Here is a 16,477-nt window from a genome sequence, read left to right as displayed (position 1 = left end):
TGACGACGCGGCACTGGACCGACGCGGCCGGCCAGGCGCGGCCGGCTAGGCGCGGCCGGCCAGGCGTGGCCGGGCCGGCCGCGTGGCCACATCACTTCCGGTAGATGCGCTTGCGGGTCTGCTCGAGGCGCTGCAGGATCGCATCGAGCTGCGTCGGGTCGGACAGGAACTGCTGCATCGCCTTCATCCCCTCGTCCGCCATTTCCTTCGTCATGTCGCGGTCGTAGAACTGCGCGATGCCGCCGGGCGTCGTCGCGAGCGTGCGGAAGCCGATTTTCGAGATCGGGTCCTGCGGCTCGGGCGCCTTGTTGTTCGATGGCAGCTGGCCCATCCCCTTCGCGAACTCGCCGCTGACCGCCGGTTGCCCCATGAACGCGAGCAGGCGACGCGCATCCGTCTTGTTGTGCGCCTTCGCCGGCACGATCAGCACGTTGACCGGACCGTCCTCCGCGAGCGGCACCGACGCATCGATCACCGGGAAGCGGAAGAAGCTGATCGGGTTGCGCGTCGCGCTCAGCAGGCCCGCCGAATACCAGGTGCCCATTAGCGTCATCGCGGCCTGGCCGTTGACGATCAGCGGGCTCAGCGAATCGACGTCGTAGGACAGCGCGTTGTCGATGAAATACTTGTCGTCGATCAGCTTCTTCCAGGCCGCGTACGCGGCACGCACGCGCGGGTCGGTATAGGCGACGTCGCCGGCCATCAGCTTCTGGTGGAATGCATAACCGTTGATCCGAAGGTCGAGGTAGTCGAACCACGCGGCGAGCGTCCACGCGTCGCGCGCGGCCACCGCGATCGGCGCGATGCCGGCCGCCTTCAGCTTGCGGCACGCGTCGAGAAACTGCGTCCAGTCCGCCGGCTCGCCGTGAATGCCCGCCTTCTCGAACAGGTCCTTGCGGTAGAAGAGACCATACGCGTCATAGCCGAGCGGCAAACTGTAGAGCTTGCCGCCGTAGGTCGACGACTGCTTCACGGCCGCATACGTGTCGTTCCAGCCGTTCTTCTGCCAGTCCGCGCTCAGGTCCTCGATCAGCCCGCGCTTCGCGAAATACGCGAGCCGCTCGCCGTTGTTCCAGCTCAGCACGTCGGGCGGATCGGTCGCGAGCCAGCCGGACATCTGCACCTTGTACGCCTCCTCGCCGACGTAGCTGACCTTCAGGTCGATGTCCGGATTCGCCTTGTGGAACTGGTCGAACACCGCTTGCCACGTCGCGCGCTGGTTGCCGCGCGCGGCGACGTTCACCTTCAGCGTGCCCGCGTCGGCCGTCCCCGCGGCGAACACCGCGGCAGTCGTCAGGGCAAGCAGCAGTCGGCTCGCACGAAGTCTCATCGTTGTCTCCTGGTATTGGTGTGATGTGATGGGTGCCGCGTCGCGCGCAGCGGATCGGCGCCGCGCCGCTATGCGAATGCCGCTTCGGCGTGAATGGCCGGCAATGCGATGCCGGCTTCGTCGAACAGGTGGCAGCACGACGGCGGCACGCTGAACGCATGACGCTCGCCGCGCCGCAACGCAGCCTGGCCCGGCAGTTTCGCGAGCAGCGGCACGCCGCCGGGCTGATCGAGATGCACGTATGCAGCTTCGCCCAGTTGCTCGACGAGCGCGACGTCGCGCACGATCGCCGGCAGGTCGGCATCGCCGGACCCCGCGACCGTCAGATGCTCGGGACGAATCCCGAGCGTCACGCGCGCGCCGCCGCCCACGTGGCGCGGCAACGGACGCTCGCGCAGCGCGAGCGTTTCGCCGGTGCCGTCCAGGCGCAGCCGGCAGCCGTGCGCATCGCCCGCCTCGACGACCGCCGGCAGGAAGTTCATCCGCGGCGAGCCGATGAAGCCCGCGACGAAGCGGTTGGCCGGGCGGTGATACAGCTCGAGCGGCGCGCCGGCCTGCGCGATGCTGCCGAAGCGCGCGACGTCGTCGCCCGCGTGCAGCAGCACGATCCGGTCGGCCAGCGTCATCGCCTCGATCTGGTCGTGCGTCACGTAGACGGAGCTCGATTGCGTGAAGCGTGCGTGCAGGCGGGCGATCTCGACGCGTGTCTGGCCGCGCAGCGTCGCGTCGAGATTCGACAGCGGCTCGTCGAACAGGAACACGCGCGGCTCGCGCACGATCGCACGGCCGATCGCGACGCGCTGCCGCTGCCCGCCCGACAGCGCCTTCGGCTTGCGATCGAGCAGTGCGTCGAGCTGCAGCACGCGCGCGGCCTCGGTCACGCGCCGGCGGATCTCGTCCTTCGGCGTGCCGGCGATGCGCAGCCCGAAACCGATGTTCTCGAACACCGTCATGTGCGGAAACAGCGCATAACTCTGGAACACCATCGCGACGCCGCGCTCGGCAGGCGGCGTGTCGTTCATGCGCGCGCCGCCGATCCGCAGCTCGCCTTCGGTCACGTCCTCGAGCCCGGCGATCATCCGCAACAACGTGGATTTGCCACAGCCCGACGGACCGAGAAACACGCAGAACTCGTGCGAGGCGATCTCGAGGTTCACGTCGCGCAGCACCGGCGCATGGTCGCCGTAGCGCTTCGAGACATCCTTCAATGAAATGGCGGTCATCGCGCTCTCCTCTCCTCTGTCAGGCGCTGCGGATCGAAAAATTTAAACGCTTAAATTTCGGTGGCGCAGTTCGCGCGGTTGGCCGTACCATGTCGTCTCCTTCATCTGTTGTGTCGAGAAATTAGCGTATCGCCTGTCCCTGTGCAACTTGTGGGACGCACTCCCAGAATATGAGCAGACACTCCCCCGCTTCACTTCCGTTGCGTAGCGTTGCCCGACTGGCCGGAGGTCGTGCATGGTGACGCTCGCGCAAGTCGCGCGGCGCGCGAACGTCACCGCGGCGACCGTCTCGAACGTGTTGCGCAATCCGCAGAAGGTGAAGCCGGCGACCGTCGAACGCGTGATGGCGGCGATCCGCGAACTTGGCTATCGGCCGAATCTCACCGCGCGGGCGCTCGCCGAAGGCCGCACGTCGACGCTCGCGCTGATGCTGTCGAACATCACGAACCCGTTCTATCCGGAGTTCGTGCTGGCTGCCGAGCGCGAGGCGCGCAAGCGCGGCCACTACCTGCTCGTGTCCAATACCGACGACGATCCGGCGATCACGCGCAACTACCTCGAGCGGATCGCGGGAACGCTCGCGGCTGGCGCGATCGTGATGAACACCGATCTCGCCGAAGCCGAACTCGCCGACATCGCGCGGCACGGTGCGTCGATCGTGCTGTGCATGTGGGAGCACGTGCATGCGTCGCGCACGCTGCCGTGCGTGACCGTCGATTTCGCGGCGGCGGGCGCGCTGGCGGCCGCGCATCTGTCCGGGTTACGGCATCGCACGTTCGGCGCGCTGGTCGGCAAGGGCTCGGGCGGCCCGCAGTCGGTGCGGCTGCGCGGCTTCGCCGACGAACTCGCGGCACGCGGCCATCCGGCGGATGCGCTGACGACCGTGTCGGCGCACGATTCGATCGAAGGCGGCTACGAAGCGGCGGCCGCGCTGCTGCGCGCGAAGCCCGGCCTCACCGCGCTGTTCGCGACCAACGACCTGATGGCGATCGGCGCGATGCAGGCGGCCGCCGATCTCGGCCTGCGCGTGCCGGCCGATCTGTCGGTGGTCGGCATGACCGATATCCAGCTCGCCCACCAGTTCCGCCCTGCGCTGACGACGGTGCGGTTTCCGACGTCGCAGATCGCCGCGCGGGCGATCGCGCTGACGCTCGACATGATCGACGGGATCGAGCCGGCCGCGGCCGTGCATACGATCGGTGCGCCGGAACTCGTGGTGCGGGAGTCGACGGGGGTGGCGCCGGGGTGATACAGCCGCCCGGCGGGACGTGCCATTGCGTATTGCCATCCGGAATTCGGCGTCGGGCGATGCAGACCAGCCGGCATGAACACGGGGCGGCGGCAACGCGCCGCCGCCCCGCTTCCCGCCCGATCCGCTCAGAACTTGTGACGGATCCCCGCGTGCACCATCAGTTGCTTCGACGTCGACGACAGATCGGCCGCCCCGGGGACATACGCCTGATCGAGCGACGAGCCGGTCGCGTCGCCGGCAACCCGCTGGTACGCACCCATCAGGTAGACGTCGGTGCGCTTCGACAGGTTGTAGTCCGCCATCAGCCCGATCGAATGGATCTTCGGTTTCGCGCTGCCCGTGGTCGCGTCGTAGCGCACGGTCGTATACACATACTGCGCGCCCACGAAGAACGCCGGCGTGAACTGATACTTGCCGTTCACTTCGAAGTTCTGGTACTTGATCGCCGTGACCGTGCCGCCCGCGAGCGGCCCCGCGACGGGTTCGATCGTCTCGTCGCCGAACAGGTAGCCGACGTTCGCGGTCGGCCGCGTGACGTTGCTGTTCGTGTACGCGAACCCGAGCGTCGCGGGCCCGGCCGTGTAGTTGATGCCGGCGCCGAAGATCCGCAGCCGCGCGGACGCGAAGTTCGCATCCGCCCCGACCGAGCCCGCGATCGCGCCGCCGGCCGTCGCACCGGGGTTGTCCGCATTCAGGAATGCCGCGCCGACCAGCAGGCCGCCCTGCTCGTACTGCGCACCGACGCTCCACTGCCGGTTGTTCGCGAACCTGGTGTCGTTACTGAAGCTGTACGTGCCGCCGAATGAGAAACCGGCAAAATCCGGGCTCGCGTACTTGACCGTGTTGTTCACGCGGAACGTGTTGCCGGTGTTGTCGTTGTCGAGCGGATGCGAGAACGGATAGACGCCCCAGCTGCCGTTCGCGGTCGTCGGCGCGAGATAGTCGACGATCGAGTCGTATTGCCGGCCGAGCGTCAGTGTGCCGAGGCGCGTGTTGCCGAGCCCGACGTAAGCCTGCCGCCCGAACATGCGGCCGCCCTGTGCGAGCGTGCCGCTGTTCACGTTGAAGCCGTTCTCGATCTGGAACAGCGCGCTGTAGCCGCCGCCGAGATCCTCGGTGCCCTTCAGCCCCCAGCGGCTGCCCTGCGCGAAGCCGCTCGCCATCTGCCACGCACTGTGGCCGCCTACATTGTTCGTATAGTCGATGCCGGCATCGACCAGCCCGTACAGCGTGACGCTGCCTTGGGCAAAGGCCGGCGCCGCACAAAGCGCCGGCATCGCGACGACAATCAATCTCCAGTTCATTCGTTTTCCTTATTGATATGTTGATTCCAGGCCGCACGTCGAGGCGCGGCCACGCTTACTTCGTGCCGTAGATGTCGAAATCGAAATACTTCTTGTTGATCTTCTGATACGTGCCGTTCGCGAGGATCGTCGCGAGCGCGCGGTTGAACGCGTCGCGCAGGTCGGCGTCCTGCTTGCGCAGCCCGAGGCCGTCGCCCTGCCCGAAGTACTTCGCGTCGTCGATCGCCGCGCCGACGAACATGAAGTCCTTGCCCTGCGGCTTCTTCAGGAAGCCGTCGCTGGCCGCGATCGACGCCTGGAACGCCGCGTCGAGCCGCCCCGTCACGAGATCGGCGTATACCTGGTCCTGGTTCTGGTACGACTCGATCTGCACGCCGGCCGGCTGCCAGTTCGCGACCGCATAGTCGGCCTGCGCGGAGCCCTGCTCGACGCCGACCCGCTTGCCCTTCAGCGACGCGGCCGTCGGCAGCAGCGGCGAACCCTTGCGCGCGATCAGCCGCGCCGGCGCGTTCGAGATCCGGTTCGTGAACGCGATCTGCTGCATCCGTTTCGGCGTGATCGTCATCGACGAGGCGATCACGTCGAACTTGCGCGCGAGCAGCCCGGGAATCATCCCGTCGAAACTCGACTCGACCCACACGCAGCGTGCATGCAGCTCCGCGCACAACGCATTCGTGATGTCGATCCCGAACCCGGTCAGCGTGCCGTCTGGCAGCTTGTATTCGAGCGGCGGGTAGGTCGGATCGACCGCGAGGCGGATCTCCTTGCCCGTCCAGTCGCCCGCCTGCGCGGCCCCCGCGATCGTCGTCGCCGTCAGCGCAACCGCGAGCGCCGCCATCCACTGTTTCATTGCCCGTCTCCTTGCTTCCGTTGTTGAAGGTGAATCGAATCCGTGTGTGCGCGTCACGCGAGATAGCGCTCGGCGAGCGCGATCCAGTAGCTCGCGCCGGTCGCGAGGCACGCGTCGTTGAAGTCGTAGCCCGGATTGTGCAGCCCGCAGCCGGCCGCGCCGTCGCCGTTGCCGATCGACAGGTAGCTACCCGGGCACGCGTCGAGCATGAACGCGAAATCCTCGCTCGCCGCGATCGGCCGCAGATGCGGAATCAGCGCGTCGTCGCCGCCCCATTCGCGCGCCACGTCACGGGCGAACGCCGTTTCCGCCGCGTGATTGACGAGCACCGGATAGCCGTGGCGATAGTCGATCTCGGCCGTCGCGCCATAGCTGTCGGCCTGGCCGTGCACGATCGCGCGAATGCGCCGCTCCAGCAGCGCGCGCACGTCCGGCGACAGCGCACGCACGCTCAGTTCGAGATCCGCATGCGGCGGAATCACGTTCGATGCAGTGCCCGCGTGGATCGAGCCGGTCGAGACGATCGCCAGTTCCTGCGGATTCACGTTGCGCGACACGACTGTCTGCAGCGCCATCACGATCGACGCGCAGACGACCACCGGATCGATCGTCGTGTGCGGCGCCGCGCCATGGCCGCCGCGCCCGATCACCCGCACGCGCACCTCGTCGGCCGATGCCATCGCCGCGCCGTCGCAGAAGCCGAGCACGCCGGCCGGCAGCCCCGGCACGTTGTGCATCGCGAATACGGCGTCGCACGGGAACTGCGTGAACAGCCCGTCGTCGAGCATCCGCTTCGCGCCGCCGAGCCCTTCCTCCGCCGGCTGGAAAATCAGGTTCAGCGTGCCGCTGAAGCGCCCGCGCTCGGCCAGGCACCGGGCCGCCGCGAGCAACATTGCCGTGTGCCCGTCGTGGCCGCACGCGTGCATCACGCCATCGCGGCGGCTCGCATGCGGGAGCCCGGTCGTCTCGCGGATCGGCAGCGCGTCCATGTCCGCACGCAGCCCGAGCCGCTTCCCGGCGCCGCGCGTGAGCGTGCCGACCACGCCGGTGCCGCCCAGGCCGCGCGTGACCCGATAACCCCATGTTGTCAGACAGTCGGCGACGAGCGCGCTCGTCGCCTCTTCTTCGAAACCGAGCTCGGGATGCGCGTGCAACCGATGGCGCAGCGCGATCATCTCGGTCTCAATGGCCGCCATTTCAGGCGGAATGCGAGCTCTATCCAACCCTGATACTCCTCGATGCGTGCCGATTGCCGATCGCCGGAATGGCAGATCGTGGCGAAATCGTAGGCAGCGAAAAAACCGGCGAACAGCCGCAGTTTCGTTATGATGACAACCTTTCGTTGTCGGGTATCGCTTCATCAAAGCCATGAGCACGATCAAGCTGCATCAGTTGCAGGCGCTCGTCGCGAGCGCGGAGGCCGGCAGCATCCGCGGCGCGGCGCGCACGCTCGGACTGTCGCAGGCGGCCGTCACGCGCGCGCTGCGCGAGCTGGAGGCCAGCGAGCGCCTGCCGTTGCTCGTGCGCGCGCCGGAAGGCATCGGCTTCACCGAGTACGGGAAGACCCTGCTCACGCACGCGAAGCTCGTGCTCAAGCAACTGGAGCACGCGCAGAGCGATCTCGAGCGGATGCGCGGGCGCGTCGAGGGGCGGCTGAGCGTCGGCGTCACGCCGTGGCTGACGATGACGTTCCTCGCGGAAACCGTGCTGCGGTTTCGCGAACGGATGCCCGACGTGCGCCTTGAGCTGTACGAAGCGCTGATGGCCGTCGCGCAACCGCTGCTGCGCGACGGCAGCATGGATTTCGCGCTCGGCCACGTGCAGCCCGGCAGCAGCGCGCAGGAATTTGCATTCGAGCCACTGCTGCGCTACGACACGTCGGTGATGGTGCGCGCCGGCCATCCGCGCGAACGCGCGAAGTCGGTGCACGACCTGCTCGATTGCGACTGGGTGCTGAATTCGTCGCCCGACGGTCAGGCCGCGCTCGTCGACTATCTGTTCACGCGGCACGGCGCGCAGATCGACGAACGGCGCATCGTGCGCGCGCAGTCGGTCGCGATGCTGCAGACGATGCTCGAACAGGCCGGCATGTGCACGTGGTGCCCGACCATCCTCGCGGCGGTGCCGCCGTTCGGCGAGCGGATGCGCGTGCTGTCGCTGAAGGAAACCTTCGAGCCGAGCGAACTCGGCATCGTCACGCGTCGCAGCAGCACGCTGAGCGACGCCGCGCGCTGCTTCATCGACTGCCTGCTGCAGACGATCCGGCGGCATGCGCGCTCGGCGCGGAAGGAGGATCTCGCGCTGTTCCGCACGCTGACGCTGTTGATCTGACGGTGTCGGGTCCGCGCCCGCCAACATCGAGCGATTCCGTATTCCTCTGCGCGCGGCAATGTTCTATACTGCCCCCCAGTATCCGGAAACCACGATCCCATGCCGCATTCCCCCGAAGAAAAGAAACGCGTGCTGACCCGCGTGCGCCGTGTGCGCGGGCAACTGAACGCGCTCGAGCAGGCGCTCGAGGAGGGAGCGGACTGTGGTCCGATACTCCAGCAACTGGCTGCCATCCGCGGCGCGATCAACGGCGTGATGGCCGGCGTGCTCGAAAGCCATTTGCGCGAGGAATTCACCCAGCTCGCGGACGCCCCGCGGCCCTCGTCCGGATCGATCGACGATATCGTGACCCTCGTTCGGTCCTACCTGCGCTGACAGACCGGGGATCGTCGCCGTCCGAGCCATTCGATGATTTTTTTAACAGGATTGCCATGAAATCACGTGCCGCTGTTGCGTTTGAGGCGGGTAAGCCGCTGCAGATCGTCGAAATCGACGTCGAACCGCCCCGCAAGGGCGAAGTACTCGTCAAGATCACCCACACGGGCGTCTGTCACACCGACGCCTTCACGCTGTCGGGCGACGATCCGGAAGGTCTCTTTCCCGCCGTGCTGGGCCACGAAGGCGCCGGCATCGTGGTGGAAGTCGGTGAAGGCGTGACGAGCGTCAAGCCCGGCGACCACGTGATTCCGCTCTACACCGCCGAATGCGGCGAGTGCCTGTTCTGCAAGAGCGGCAAGACCAACCTGTGCGTGTCGGTGCGCGCGACGCAGGGCAAGGGCGTGATGCCCGACGGCACCACGCGTTTCAGCTACAACGGCCAGCCGGTCTATCATTACATGGGCTGCTCGACGTTCAGCGAATACACCGTCGTCGCCGAAGTCTCGCTCGCGAAGATCAACCCGCAGGCGAACCCCGAGCAGGTCTGCCTGCTGGGCTGCGGCGTCACGACCGGCCTCGGCGCGGTGAAGAACACCGCGAAGGTGCAGCCGGGCGATACGGTGGCCGTGTTCGGCCTCGGCGGCATCGGTCTCGCGGTGATCCAGGGGGCCAAGCTCGCGAAGGCCGGCCGCATCATCGCGATCGACACCAACCCCGGCAAGTTCGACCTCGCCCGCGTGTTCGGCGCCACCGACTGCGTGAACCCGAAGGACTACCAGGAGCCGATCCAGCAGGTGATCGTCGGGATGACCGGCTGGGGCGTCGACCACAGCTTCGAGTGCATCGGCAACGTCAACGTGATGCGCGCGGCGCTCGAATGCGCGCACCGCGGCTGGGGCCAGTCGGTCGTCATCGGCGTCGCGGGCGCCGGCCAGGAAATCTCGACGCGCCCGTTCCAGCTCGTCACCGGTCGGCGCTGGCTGGGCACGGCATTCGGCGGCGTGAAGGGCCGCTCCGAACTGCCGGGCATGGTGGAGGAAGCGATGGCCGGCACGATCCAGCTCGCACCGTTCGTCACGCACACGAAGCCGCTCACCGGCATCAACGAAGCGTTCGACCTGATGCACGAAGGCAAGTCCATCCGGACCGTCGTGCATTTCTGAACCACGCGCGAGGAAACCGGCTGCAGTAACCGGTCTCCTCGCGCGATATCGCCGGCAAGCCGCGAGGCTTGCCGGCGCGATGCGTCCTTCTCTGCCAGATCGGCAACGATCGCCAACCACTCGCGCATCTGCGCCCACGAGCCGGGGACGCGCCTGTGCCCCCGCGCGTTGAACCACCGCGATGATCCTGCCGCCACCGCGACCGTCAACTGCGCACGCGCCGCATCCGGAGCGTGGCCGACGGCGATTCCCCGAACGCACGCTTGTAGTCGATCGCGAACCGGCCGAGATGCGCGAAGCCCCATTTCAGCGCGACGTCCGTCACCGACGCGAGCCCCGGTGTCGCATCGTCGAGCAGTTCGTCGCGCACATGTTGCAGCCGCAACTGACGCACGAATGCCATCGGCGTGATGCCGTGGCGATTGCGAAATCCCGCGAACAGCGTGCTCGGGCTCACACCCGCGAGTTCGGCGAGCCGTTCGATCGTCAGCGGCTCGTCGACATGCGTGCGGATATATTCCTCGACACGCCTCACATAGAACGGCGCGAGCGGCGCCGGCGCGACGCGCGCGCCATTGCGTGCGCTGTTCGGCTGGCCGTACAGCAACAGGTTGAGCAGCGTCGATTCGAGCTGCTCGAACGCGAGCGGATGGCGCAGCGGATGCCCGTCGGTTGCGATCGCATCGGCGAGCATCGGCAGCATCTGCGCGAGGCACGCGCCCTGCGGCGACGACAGCGTGAATTCCGGCTCGAACTCCACCGGCACGCGCCGGTCGTCGCCGAAGTGCCGCTGCGCATGCCGCTCCATCACCTCGCGCTCGATGCGCAGGATCACTTGCGGGCACGCGTCGCCCCATCGCATCCTGAGCGACAGCGTCGGCGACAGCAGCGACGCGGTGTCGGGTGACGACACGAAACGCGTCGTGCCGCATTCGATCTCGGCGTCGCCGCGCAGCGGAATCTGCAACAGATAGAAGTGCTCGAGCGGCCCCGGTTCGATCGACACCTCGCCGCCGTAATCGAGCAGATTCAGCGACAGGTTGCCCCAGCGCGCATGGTGCATGCGGCTGTGCAGCCCGCACGAATCGCCCGTCAACGTAAGCCGATGCGGCTTGAACACGTCCGCCACGCGCGCCCGCACCTCGTCGAGATCGTTCGACTGCAGCAGCAGCGTGTCGTGATTGAAACAGGCGGCGTCGCCCAGCCAGCCCGTTCCGGCAAATTGCCCCATCGAAGTTCTCCCGTCGTGCCCGATCGCACTTGCGCTGTGCACGCAATCCCGATTCCGGGGAATTCCGTCGCACGAGCCGGATAGCGTCGGCGTATCCGGACAGTCCGCGTCGTTACACTACGCAAGCGCTGCGCCCATGACGCAAGAAGCGGGCCGTTCGCGCATCGTAGAAAACTGTGCGCGACTTCCGCATCCGCACATACCCGCAGTGCATCGCGTGCCGGCCCGGCGCGGCAGGCCGATCCACAGGTTTCCGGAATTCGCGGATACCGGCCGAAGAAAGCGGATAGAAGCGCGCGTTTCGTCCGCCAATACTGGGCCCATGAAAATCACGATCGATTGGAGGGACACATGAAAGGACGACACATCGAGATCCCCTCGCCGGACGGCGGGGCGTTTCGCGCGTACCTGAGCACACCGGCCGGCGGCACCGGGCCGGGCATCGTGCTGTGTCACGAGATCTTCGGCGCGAACGCGACCATGCGCGACGTGGCCGATTATTACGCCGAGGAAGGCTACACGGTGCTCGTGCCCGACCTGTTCTGGCGCCAGGCGCCCGGCCTCGAACTCGGTTACACCGCGGCCGACGCCGAGCGCGCGATGGCGCTGTACCGCGAGTACGACGAAAACAAGGGCGTCGAGGATGTCGCCGCCGCGCTGGCCGTGCTGACGCAACGGCCGGAATGCACGGGGCGGGCCGGCGTGCTCGGCTACTGCCTCGGCGGCAAGCTCGCGTATCTCGCCGCGTGCCGGCTGCCGGACGTGGCGGCCGCCGTCTGCTATTACGGCGTGGGGATCGAGCAGGCGCTCGACGAAGCCGCTCACCTGCGCGGCCGCCTCGTGCTGCAGATTCCCGCGCAGGACCGCTTCTGCCCGCCCGACGCGCAGCAGCACATCGCCGCCGCGCTGGCGGGGCGCGATGGCGTCGAGGTGTACGTATACCCGGGCGTCGATCATGCGTTCGCGCGCATCGGCGGCGATCATTTCGACAAGGCGGCCGCGATCATGGCGCACCAGCGCGCGATCGCCGCGTTCCGCGCGGCGCTCGGCCCGCACTACGACCTGTCCGCCCTGTGGGAAGAGCATCTGCGCCACGAGTTCGACACGCGCAACGTCGACGCGACGATGGCCACGATGGTCGCGCAACCCTACGTGAACCATATCCCGACGCTGACGGGCGGCGTCGGCCACGACGAGCTCAAGCGCTTCTACACGCATCACTTCGTGCATGCGAACCCGCCGGACACGACGATCACGCCGATCTCGCGCACGATCGGCGCGAGCCAGATCGTCGACGAGCTGCTGTTCTGCTTCACGCACACGACGGAGATCGACTGGATGCTGCCCGGCGTCGCGCCGACCGGCAAGCGCGTGGAGATTCCGCTCGTCGCGATCGTCAAGTTCCGCGGCGACAAGCTGTATCACGAACACATCTATTGGGACCAGGCGAGCGTGCTCGTGCAGATCGGGCTGCTGGACCCGGCCGGGCTGCCCGTCGCCGGTGTCGAAACGGCGCGCAAGCTGCTCGACGAAACCGTGCCGTCGAACGGTTTGATGCAGCGCTGGCACGACAGCGCGTGAGCGCGGGCGGATAGGCAGGAGACGCAGGCGGCGCGTCGAACGCGCGCCGCCTTGATTCAATCATTCAAGGAGATGCTCCATGACTGCCCTTGCTGGCAAAGTCGCGCTCGTCACCGGCGGCGCCACGCTGATCGGCGCCGCCGTCGCGCAGGACCTGAGCCGCGCCGGCGCATGCGTCGCGATCCTCGATCTCGATGCGGAAAACGGCGCGCGCGTGGCTGATACGCTCGGCGACCGCGGGATGTTCATCGCGACCGACATCACCGACGACCGCGCGATCGAAAACGCGGTATCGGCCGTCGCCGAGCGCTTCGGCGCGATCGACCTGCTGATCAACCTCGCCTGCAGCTACGTCGACAACGGCATCCAGGCGTCGCGTCGCGACTGGCTCGCGGCGATGGACGTCAACGTCGTGTCGGCCGCGATGCTGGTCAAGGCCGTTCATCCACACCTGGTGCGGCGCGGCGGCGGCGCGATCGTGAACTTCAGTTCGATCTCCGCGCAATGCGCGCAGACCGGCCGCTGGCTCTACCCGACCTCGAAGGCCGCGATGCGCCAGCTCACGCGCAGCATGGCGATGGATCTCGCCGCCGACCGGATTCGCGTGAACTCGGTGTCGCCTGGCTGGACCTGGTCGCGCGTGATGGATGAGCTGACGCACGGCGACCGCGCGAAGACCAACCGCGTGGCCGCGCCGTTTCATCTGCTCGGTCGTGTCGGCGATCCGTCGGAAGTCGCACAGGTCGTCACGTTCCTGTGCAGCGACGCCGCGAGCTTCGTGACGGGCGCCGACTACGCGGTGGACGGCGGCTATTCCGCGATGGGCCCCGAGCAAGCGGTGCCGGCGATTCCGCGCCTCGCGGAGTAACCGCAAAGCGCTTCCACCGCCCGCATTCCGACCCAAGTCATTCGTTCTACCAAGGATTTCGTCATGAAACGCATCGCTATCGTCGGCGCCGGCCAGGCCGGCCTGCAACTCGCCTTCACGCTGCTCGACCAAGGCTATCACGTCACGCTCGCGACCAACCGCGACGCGCAACAGATTCGCACCGGCAAGGTCATGTCGAGCCAATGCATGTTCCATACCGCGCTGCAGATCGAGCGCGATCTCGGCCTGAACACCTGGGAAGAAGCATGCCCGTCCGTCGAGGGCATCGGCATCGCGGTGCCGCATCCGGAAGGCAACGGCCGCAAGGCGATCGACTGGTCGTCGCGGCTGATCCGCTACGCGCAATCGGTCGACCAGCGCGTGAAGATGGCCGACTGGCTCGACGCGATCGGGCGCCGCGGCGCGGACGTGCGCATCTGCGACGTCGGCGTGCCGGAACTCGAGGATCTCGCGCGCAGCCACGATCTCGTGCTGCTCGCGGCCGGCAAGGGTGAAATCGTCAACCTGCTGGGCCGCGACGACGCGCGCAGCGCGTTCGAGCGCCCGCAACGCGCGCTGGCCCTCACCTATGTGAAGGGGATGACGCCGAGCCAGCCGTATTCGCGGGTGCGCTTCAACCTGCTGCCGGGCATCGGCGAATACTTCGTGTTTCCGGCGCTGACCACGACGGGCCCGTGCGAAATCATGGTGTTCGAAGGCATCCCCGGTGGCCCGCTCGACTGCTGGGCCGACGTGAAGACACCCGAGCAGCACCTCGACCGCAGCCTGTCGTTCCTGCAGCAGTACGTGCCGTGGGAATTCGAACGCTGCCGCGACGTCGAGCTCACCGACGCGAACGGCACGCTGTCGGGGCGCTTCACGCCGACCGTGCGCAAGCCGTTCTTCCGCCTGCCGTCGGGCCGCACCGTGTTCGGCATGGCCGATGCGGTGGTCGTCAACGATCCGATCACCGGCCAGGGCTCGAACAATGCGGCGAAATGCGCGAAGGTGTATGGCGACGCGATCCTCGCGCGCGAAACCGCGCCGTTCGACGAAGGCTGGATGCACGAAACGTTCGAGCGCTACTGGGCGTATGCGCAGCACGTCGTGCGCTGGACCAACTCGCTGCTCACCCCGCCGCCGCCACACATTCTCGAACTGCTCGGCGCGGCCGGCCAGTTGCCGACGCTGGCCGCCATGATCGTCAACGGCTTCGACGATCCGCGCCGGTTCGCGCCGTGGTGGTTCGACCCGTCGGCCTGCGCGGCAGTGATCCGCGAACACGCCGAGCGTTCGGAGTAAGCGCCATGGACACCACCACTTCCGGCAACCCGGCCCTCGACCCGCTGCAACTGCGCGCCGCTTTCGGGCAGTTTCCGACCGGCGTCACCGTGATCACCACGCGCGCGCCGGACGGGCGCAAGGTCGGCCTCACCGCGAATTCGTTCTCGTCGCTGTCGCTCGACCCGCCGCTTGTTCTGTGGAGCCTGCGCAAGGTGGCGCCGAGCCGCCCCGATTTCATCGCGGCCACGCACTTCGCGATCAACATCCTCGCGCACGACCAGATCGAACTGTCGCGCCGTTTCGCGACGCCGAGCGCCGACAAGTTCGACGGCGTGCCGCACGTGGACGCCGACGCGGGCGGCGTGCCCTGCCTCGACGGCACGAGCGCGCGTTTCGTGTGCCGCAACGTCGGCCATTACGAAGGGGGCGACCACCTGCTGTTCATCGGCCAGATCGAGGCATTCGATACGAACGGCCGCGCGCCGCTCGTGTTTCACGCGGGCCAGTATCGCGCGATCTCGGCGCATCCCGATTTTTCTAGCGCCGTTTGATCAGTAATACCAACAAATATCCAGGAGATGTTGATGACGAAATGCGGCTCTCGCCTGCTTGCGATTGCAGGCCTCGTGTTCGCCGGCCTGACCGGACCCGCGCCGGCCCATGCGACCGACCTGCCGGCGGTCAACCTCGGGATGACCAGCTTTCTCGACGGGATGCCGCCGGCCGGCTCCGGCTGGTACGGCACGCAGTATCTCGAGTACTACACGGCCGGCCGCATCAACGACAATGCCGGCAACAAGGTCGGGCTGCCGAAGCAGGACATCGACCTGTTCGCGGGATTGAGCCAGCTCGTCTACCAGTCGCCGCTGACGTTCGGCGGCATGCATCCGGGGCTCGACGTGATCCTGCCATGGGTGGCGTCCGTGCATACCAACGACGGGATCGGCAACGTCGCGCTGAATTCCCGTGCCGGGTTCGGCGACCTGCTGGTCGGCCCGTTCATCCAGTTCGATCCGGTGATGGGGGCGCACGGCCCGCGCTTCGCGCAGCGCGTGGAATTCCAGTTCATCGCGCCGACCGGCGCATACGATCCGGCGCGTGCGATCAATCCGGGCAGCCATTTCTGGTCGTTCGATCCGTACTGGGCCGCGACGTTCTGGGTCACGCCGAAGTGGACCGTGTCATGGCGGCTGCACTATTTGTGGAATGCGACCAATCACGAGCCGGCGGCCGCGCTCGGGCCTGACGTGACGTCGACGCGTGCCGGTCAGGCCGTTCATGCGAACTTCGCGACGGAGTACGAAGTGCGGCCGGGGCTGCGGCTGGGGCTCAACGGCTATTGGCTGCGCCAGACCACCGACATGAAGGCGAACGGTCAGGATGTTGCCGGCACGCGGGAAGCCGTGCTGGCGATCGGGCCGGGCGCGATGGTCAGCTTCTCGCCGCAGGATCACCTGATGTTCAACGCGTATTTCGAGGTCTACGCGCGCAACCGGCCGCAGGGCACGCGGATGGTGTTGCGGTACGTGCATCACTTTCATTAGCGCGCAGGCCCGGCCATGGGCGTCGGCTGCGGTCGGTATCGTATGACGAATTCAACGTGCACCTTCGCCGCGTGAATGCGTGTCCTATAGTTCTGGGGATGGCAAGGAGACACCAAGACATCACAAACAGGAAGGGAA

Annotated in this window: 15 protein-coding genes; 9 read left to right on the top strand and 6 right to left on the bottom strand. The window is 67.2% G+C overall.

Going from position 1 to position 16,477, the window contains the following annotated elements; genetic code table 11:
- Positions 1–91: 91 nt before the first annotated feature.
- Together FFI87_RS30780 and FFI87_RS30775 are read right to left on the bottom strand one after the other, a co-directional pair.
- Positions 92–1,330, bottom strand: coding sequence for an ABC transporter substrate-binding protein (locus FFI87_RS30780; RefSeq protein WP_138850337.1), 1,239 nt, complete (start codon positions 1,328–1,330; stop codon positions 92–94).
- 68 nt (positions 1,331–1,398) lie between these two features.
- Positions 1,399–2,553, bottom strand: coding sequence for an ABC transporter ATP-binding protein (locus tag FFI87_RS30775; protein WP_138850336.1), 1,155 nt, complete (start codon positions 2,551–2,553; stop codon positions 1,399–1,401).
- Between the two features lie 235 nt (positions 2,554–2,788).
- Here FFI87_RS30775 and FFI87_RS30770 point away from each other — a divergent pair, with 235 nt between their 5' ends.
- The gene (locus FFI87_RS30770; protein WP_012372361.1) at positions 2,789–3,802 is read left to right on the top strand and encodes a LacI family DNA-binding transcriptional regulator; all 1,014 of its coding nucleotides are present in this window, start codon (positions 2,789–2,791) and stop codon (positions 3,800–3,802) included.
- Positions 3,803–3,930: 128 nt separating this feature from the next.
- Here the strand turns inward: FFI87_RS30770 and FFI87_RS30765 are convergent, their stop codons facing one another.
- Genes FFI87_RS30765 through FFI87_RS30755 form a run of 3 tightly spaced genes read right to left on the bottom strand, consistent with a single transcriptional unit; the run spans position 3,931 to position 7,182 of the window.
- Positions 3,931–5,109, bottom strand: a complete 1,179-nt coding sequence (locus FFI87_RS30765) for a porin (protein ID WP_138850335.1) — start codon at positions 5,107–5,109, stop codon at positions 3,931–3,933.
- A 55-nt stretch (positions 5,110–5,164) separates the two neighbouring features.
- Positions 5,165–5,959 (bottom strand): ABC transporter substrate-binding protein, encoded by a 795-nt coding sequence (locus FFI87_RS30760; RefSeq protein ID WP_138850334.1) that lies wholly within the window; start codon positions 5,957–5,959, stop codon positions 5,165–5,167.
- Positions 5,960–6,012: 53 nt separating this feature from the next.
- Entirely contained in the window at positions 6,013–7,182 is a 1,170-nt protein-coding gene (locus tag FFI87_RS30755; protein WP_138850333.1) for a M20 aminoacylase family protein, read from the bottom strand.
- 145 nt (positions 7,183–7,327) lie between these two features.
- Here FFI87_RS30755 and FFI87_RS30750 point away from each other — a divergent pair, with 145 nt between their 5' ends.
- The 3 genes from FFI87_RS30750 (at position 7,328) to FFI87_RS30740 (ending at position 9,831) form a co-directional block, all read left to right on the top strand.
- Positions 7,328–8,290, top strand: coding sequence for a LysR substrate-binding domain-containing protein (locus tag FFI87_RS30750; protein WP_138850332.1), 963 nt, complete (start codon positions 7,328–7,330; stop codon positions 8,288–8,290).
- A 99-nt stretch (positions 8,291–8,389) separates the two neighbouring features.
- Positions 8,390–8,665 (top strand): formaldehyde-responsive transcriptional repressor FrmR, encoded by a 276-nt coding sequence (gene frmR, locus FFI87_RS30745; RefSeq protein WP_006753040.1) that lies wholly within the window; start codon positions 8,390–8,392, stop codon positions 8,663–8,665.
- A 56-nt stretch (positions 8,666–8,721) separates the two neighbouring features.
- Positions 8,722–9,831, top strand: coding sequence for an S-(hydroxymethyl)glutathione dehydrogenase/class III alcohol dehydrogenase (locus FFI87_RS30740; RefSeq protein WP_012372356.1), 1,110 nt, complete (start codon positions 8,722–8,724; stop codon positions 9,829–9,831).
- Positions 9,832–10,036: 205 nt separating this feature from the next.
- On the opposite strand, the gene FFI87_RS30735 is transcribed toward FFI87_RS30740, so the two are convergent.
- Positions 10,037–11,062, bottom strand: coding sequence for an AraC family transcriptional regulator (locus FFI87_RS30735; protein ID WP_012372355.1), 1,026 nt, complete (start codon positions 11,060–11,062; stop codon positions 10,037–10,039).
- A 351-nt stretch (positions 11,063–11,413) separates the two neighbouring features.
- Between FFI87_RS30735 and FFI87_RS30730 the strand changes: the two genes are divergently transcribed.
- From FFI87_RS30730 to FFI87_RS30710, 5 genes are all read left to right on the top strand, one after another.
- On the top strand, positions 11,414–12,643 hold the full coding sequence (locus FFI87_RS30730; RefSeq protein WP_138850331.1) for a dienelactone hydrolase family protein: 1,230 nt from the start codon (positions 11,414–11,416) through the stop codon (positions 12,641–12,643).
- Positions 12,644–12,722: 79 nt separating this feature from the next.
- Entirely contained in the window at positions 12,723–13,511 is a 789-nt protein-coding gene (locus FFI87_RS30725; protein ID WP_138850330.1) for an SDR family oxidoreductase, read from the top strand.
- Between the two features lie 63 nt (positions 13,512–13,574).
- Positions 13,575–14,813 (top strand): styrene monooxygenase/indole monooxygenase family protein, encoded by a 1,239-nt coding sequence (locus FFI87_RS30720; protein WP_138850329.1) that lies wholly within the window; start codon positions 13,575–13,577, stop codon positions 14,811–14,813.
- 5 nt (positions 14,814–14,818) lie between these two features.
- The gene (locus FFI87_RS30715) at positions 14,819–15,346 is read left to right on the top strand and encodes a flavin reductase family protein (RefSeq protein ID WP_138850328.1); all 528 of its coding nucleotides are present in this window, start codon (positions 14,819–14,821) and stop codon (positions 15,344–15,346) included.
- 33 nt (positions 15,347–15,379) lie between these two features.
- Positions 15,380–16,339 (top strand): transporter, encoded by a 960-nt coding sequence (locus tag FFI87_RS30710; RefSeq protein WP_138850327.1) that lies wholly within the window; start codon positions 15,380–15,382, stop codon positions 16,337–16,339.
- The last annotated feature ends 138 nt before the right edge of the window (positions 16,340–16,477 follow it).

This window comes from Burkholderia sp. KBS0801, assembly GCF_005937855.2.
Lineage (GTDB): Bacteria > Pseudomonadota > Gammaproteobacteria > Burkholderiales > Burkholderiaceae > Burkholderia > Burkholderia ambifaria.
The sequence above is the reverse complement of the archived record's forward strand: the minus strand, read 5'-3'. Positions and strand labels throughout refer to the sequence as shown.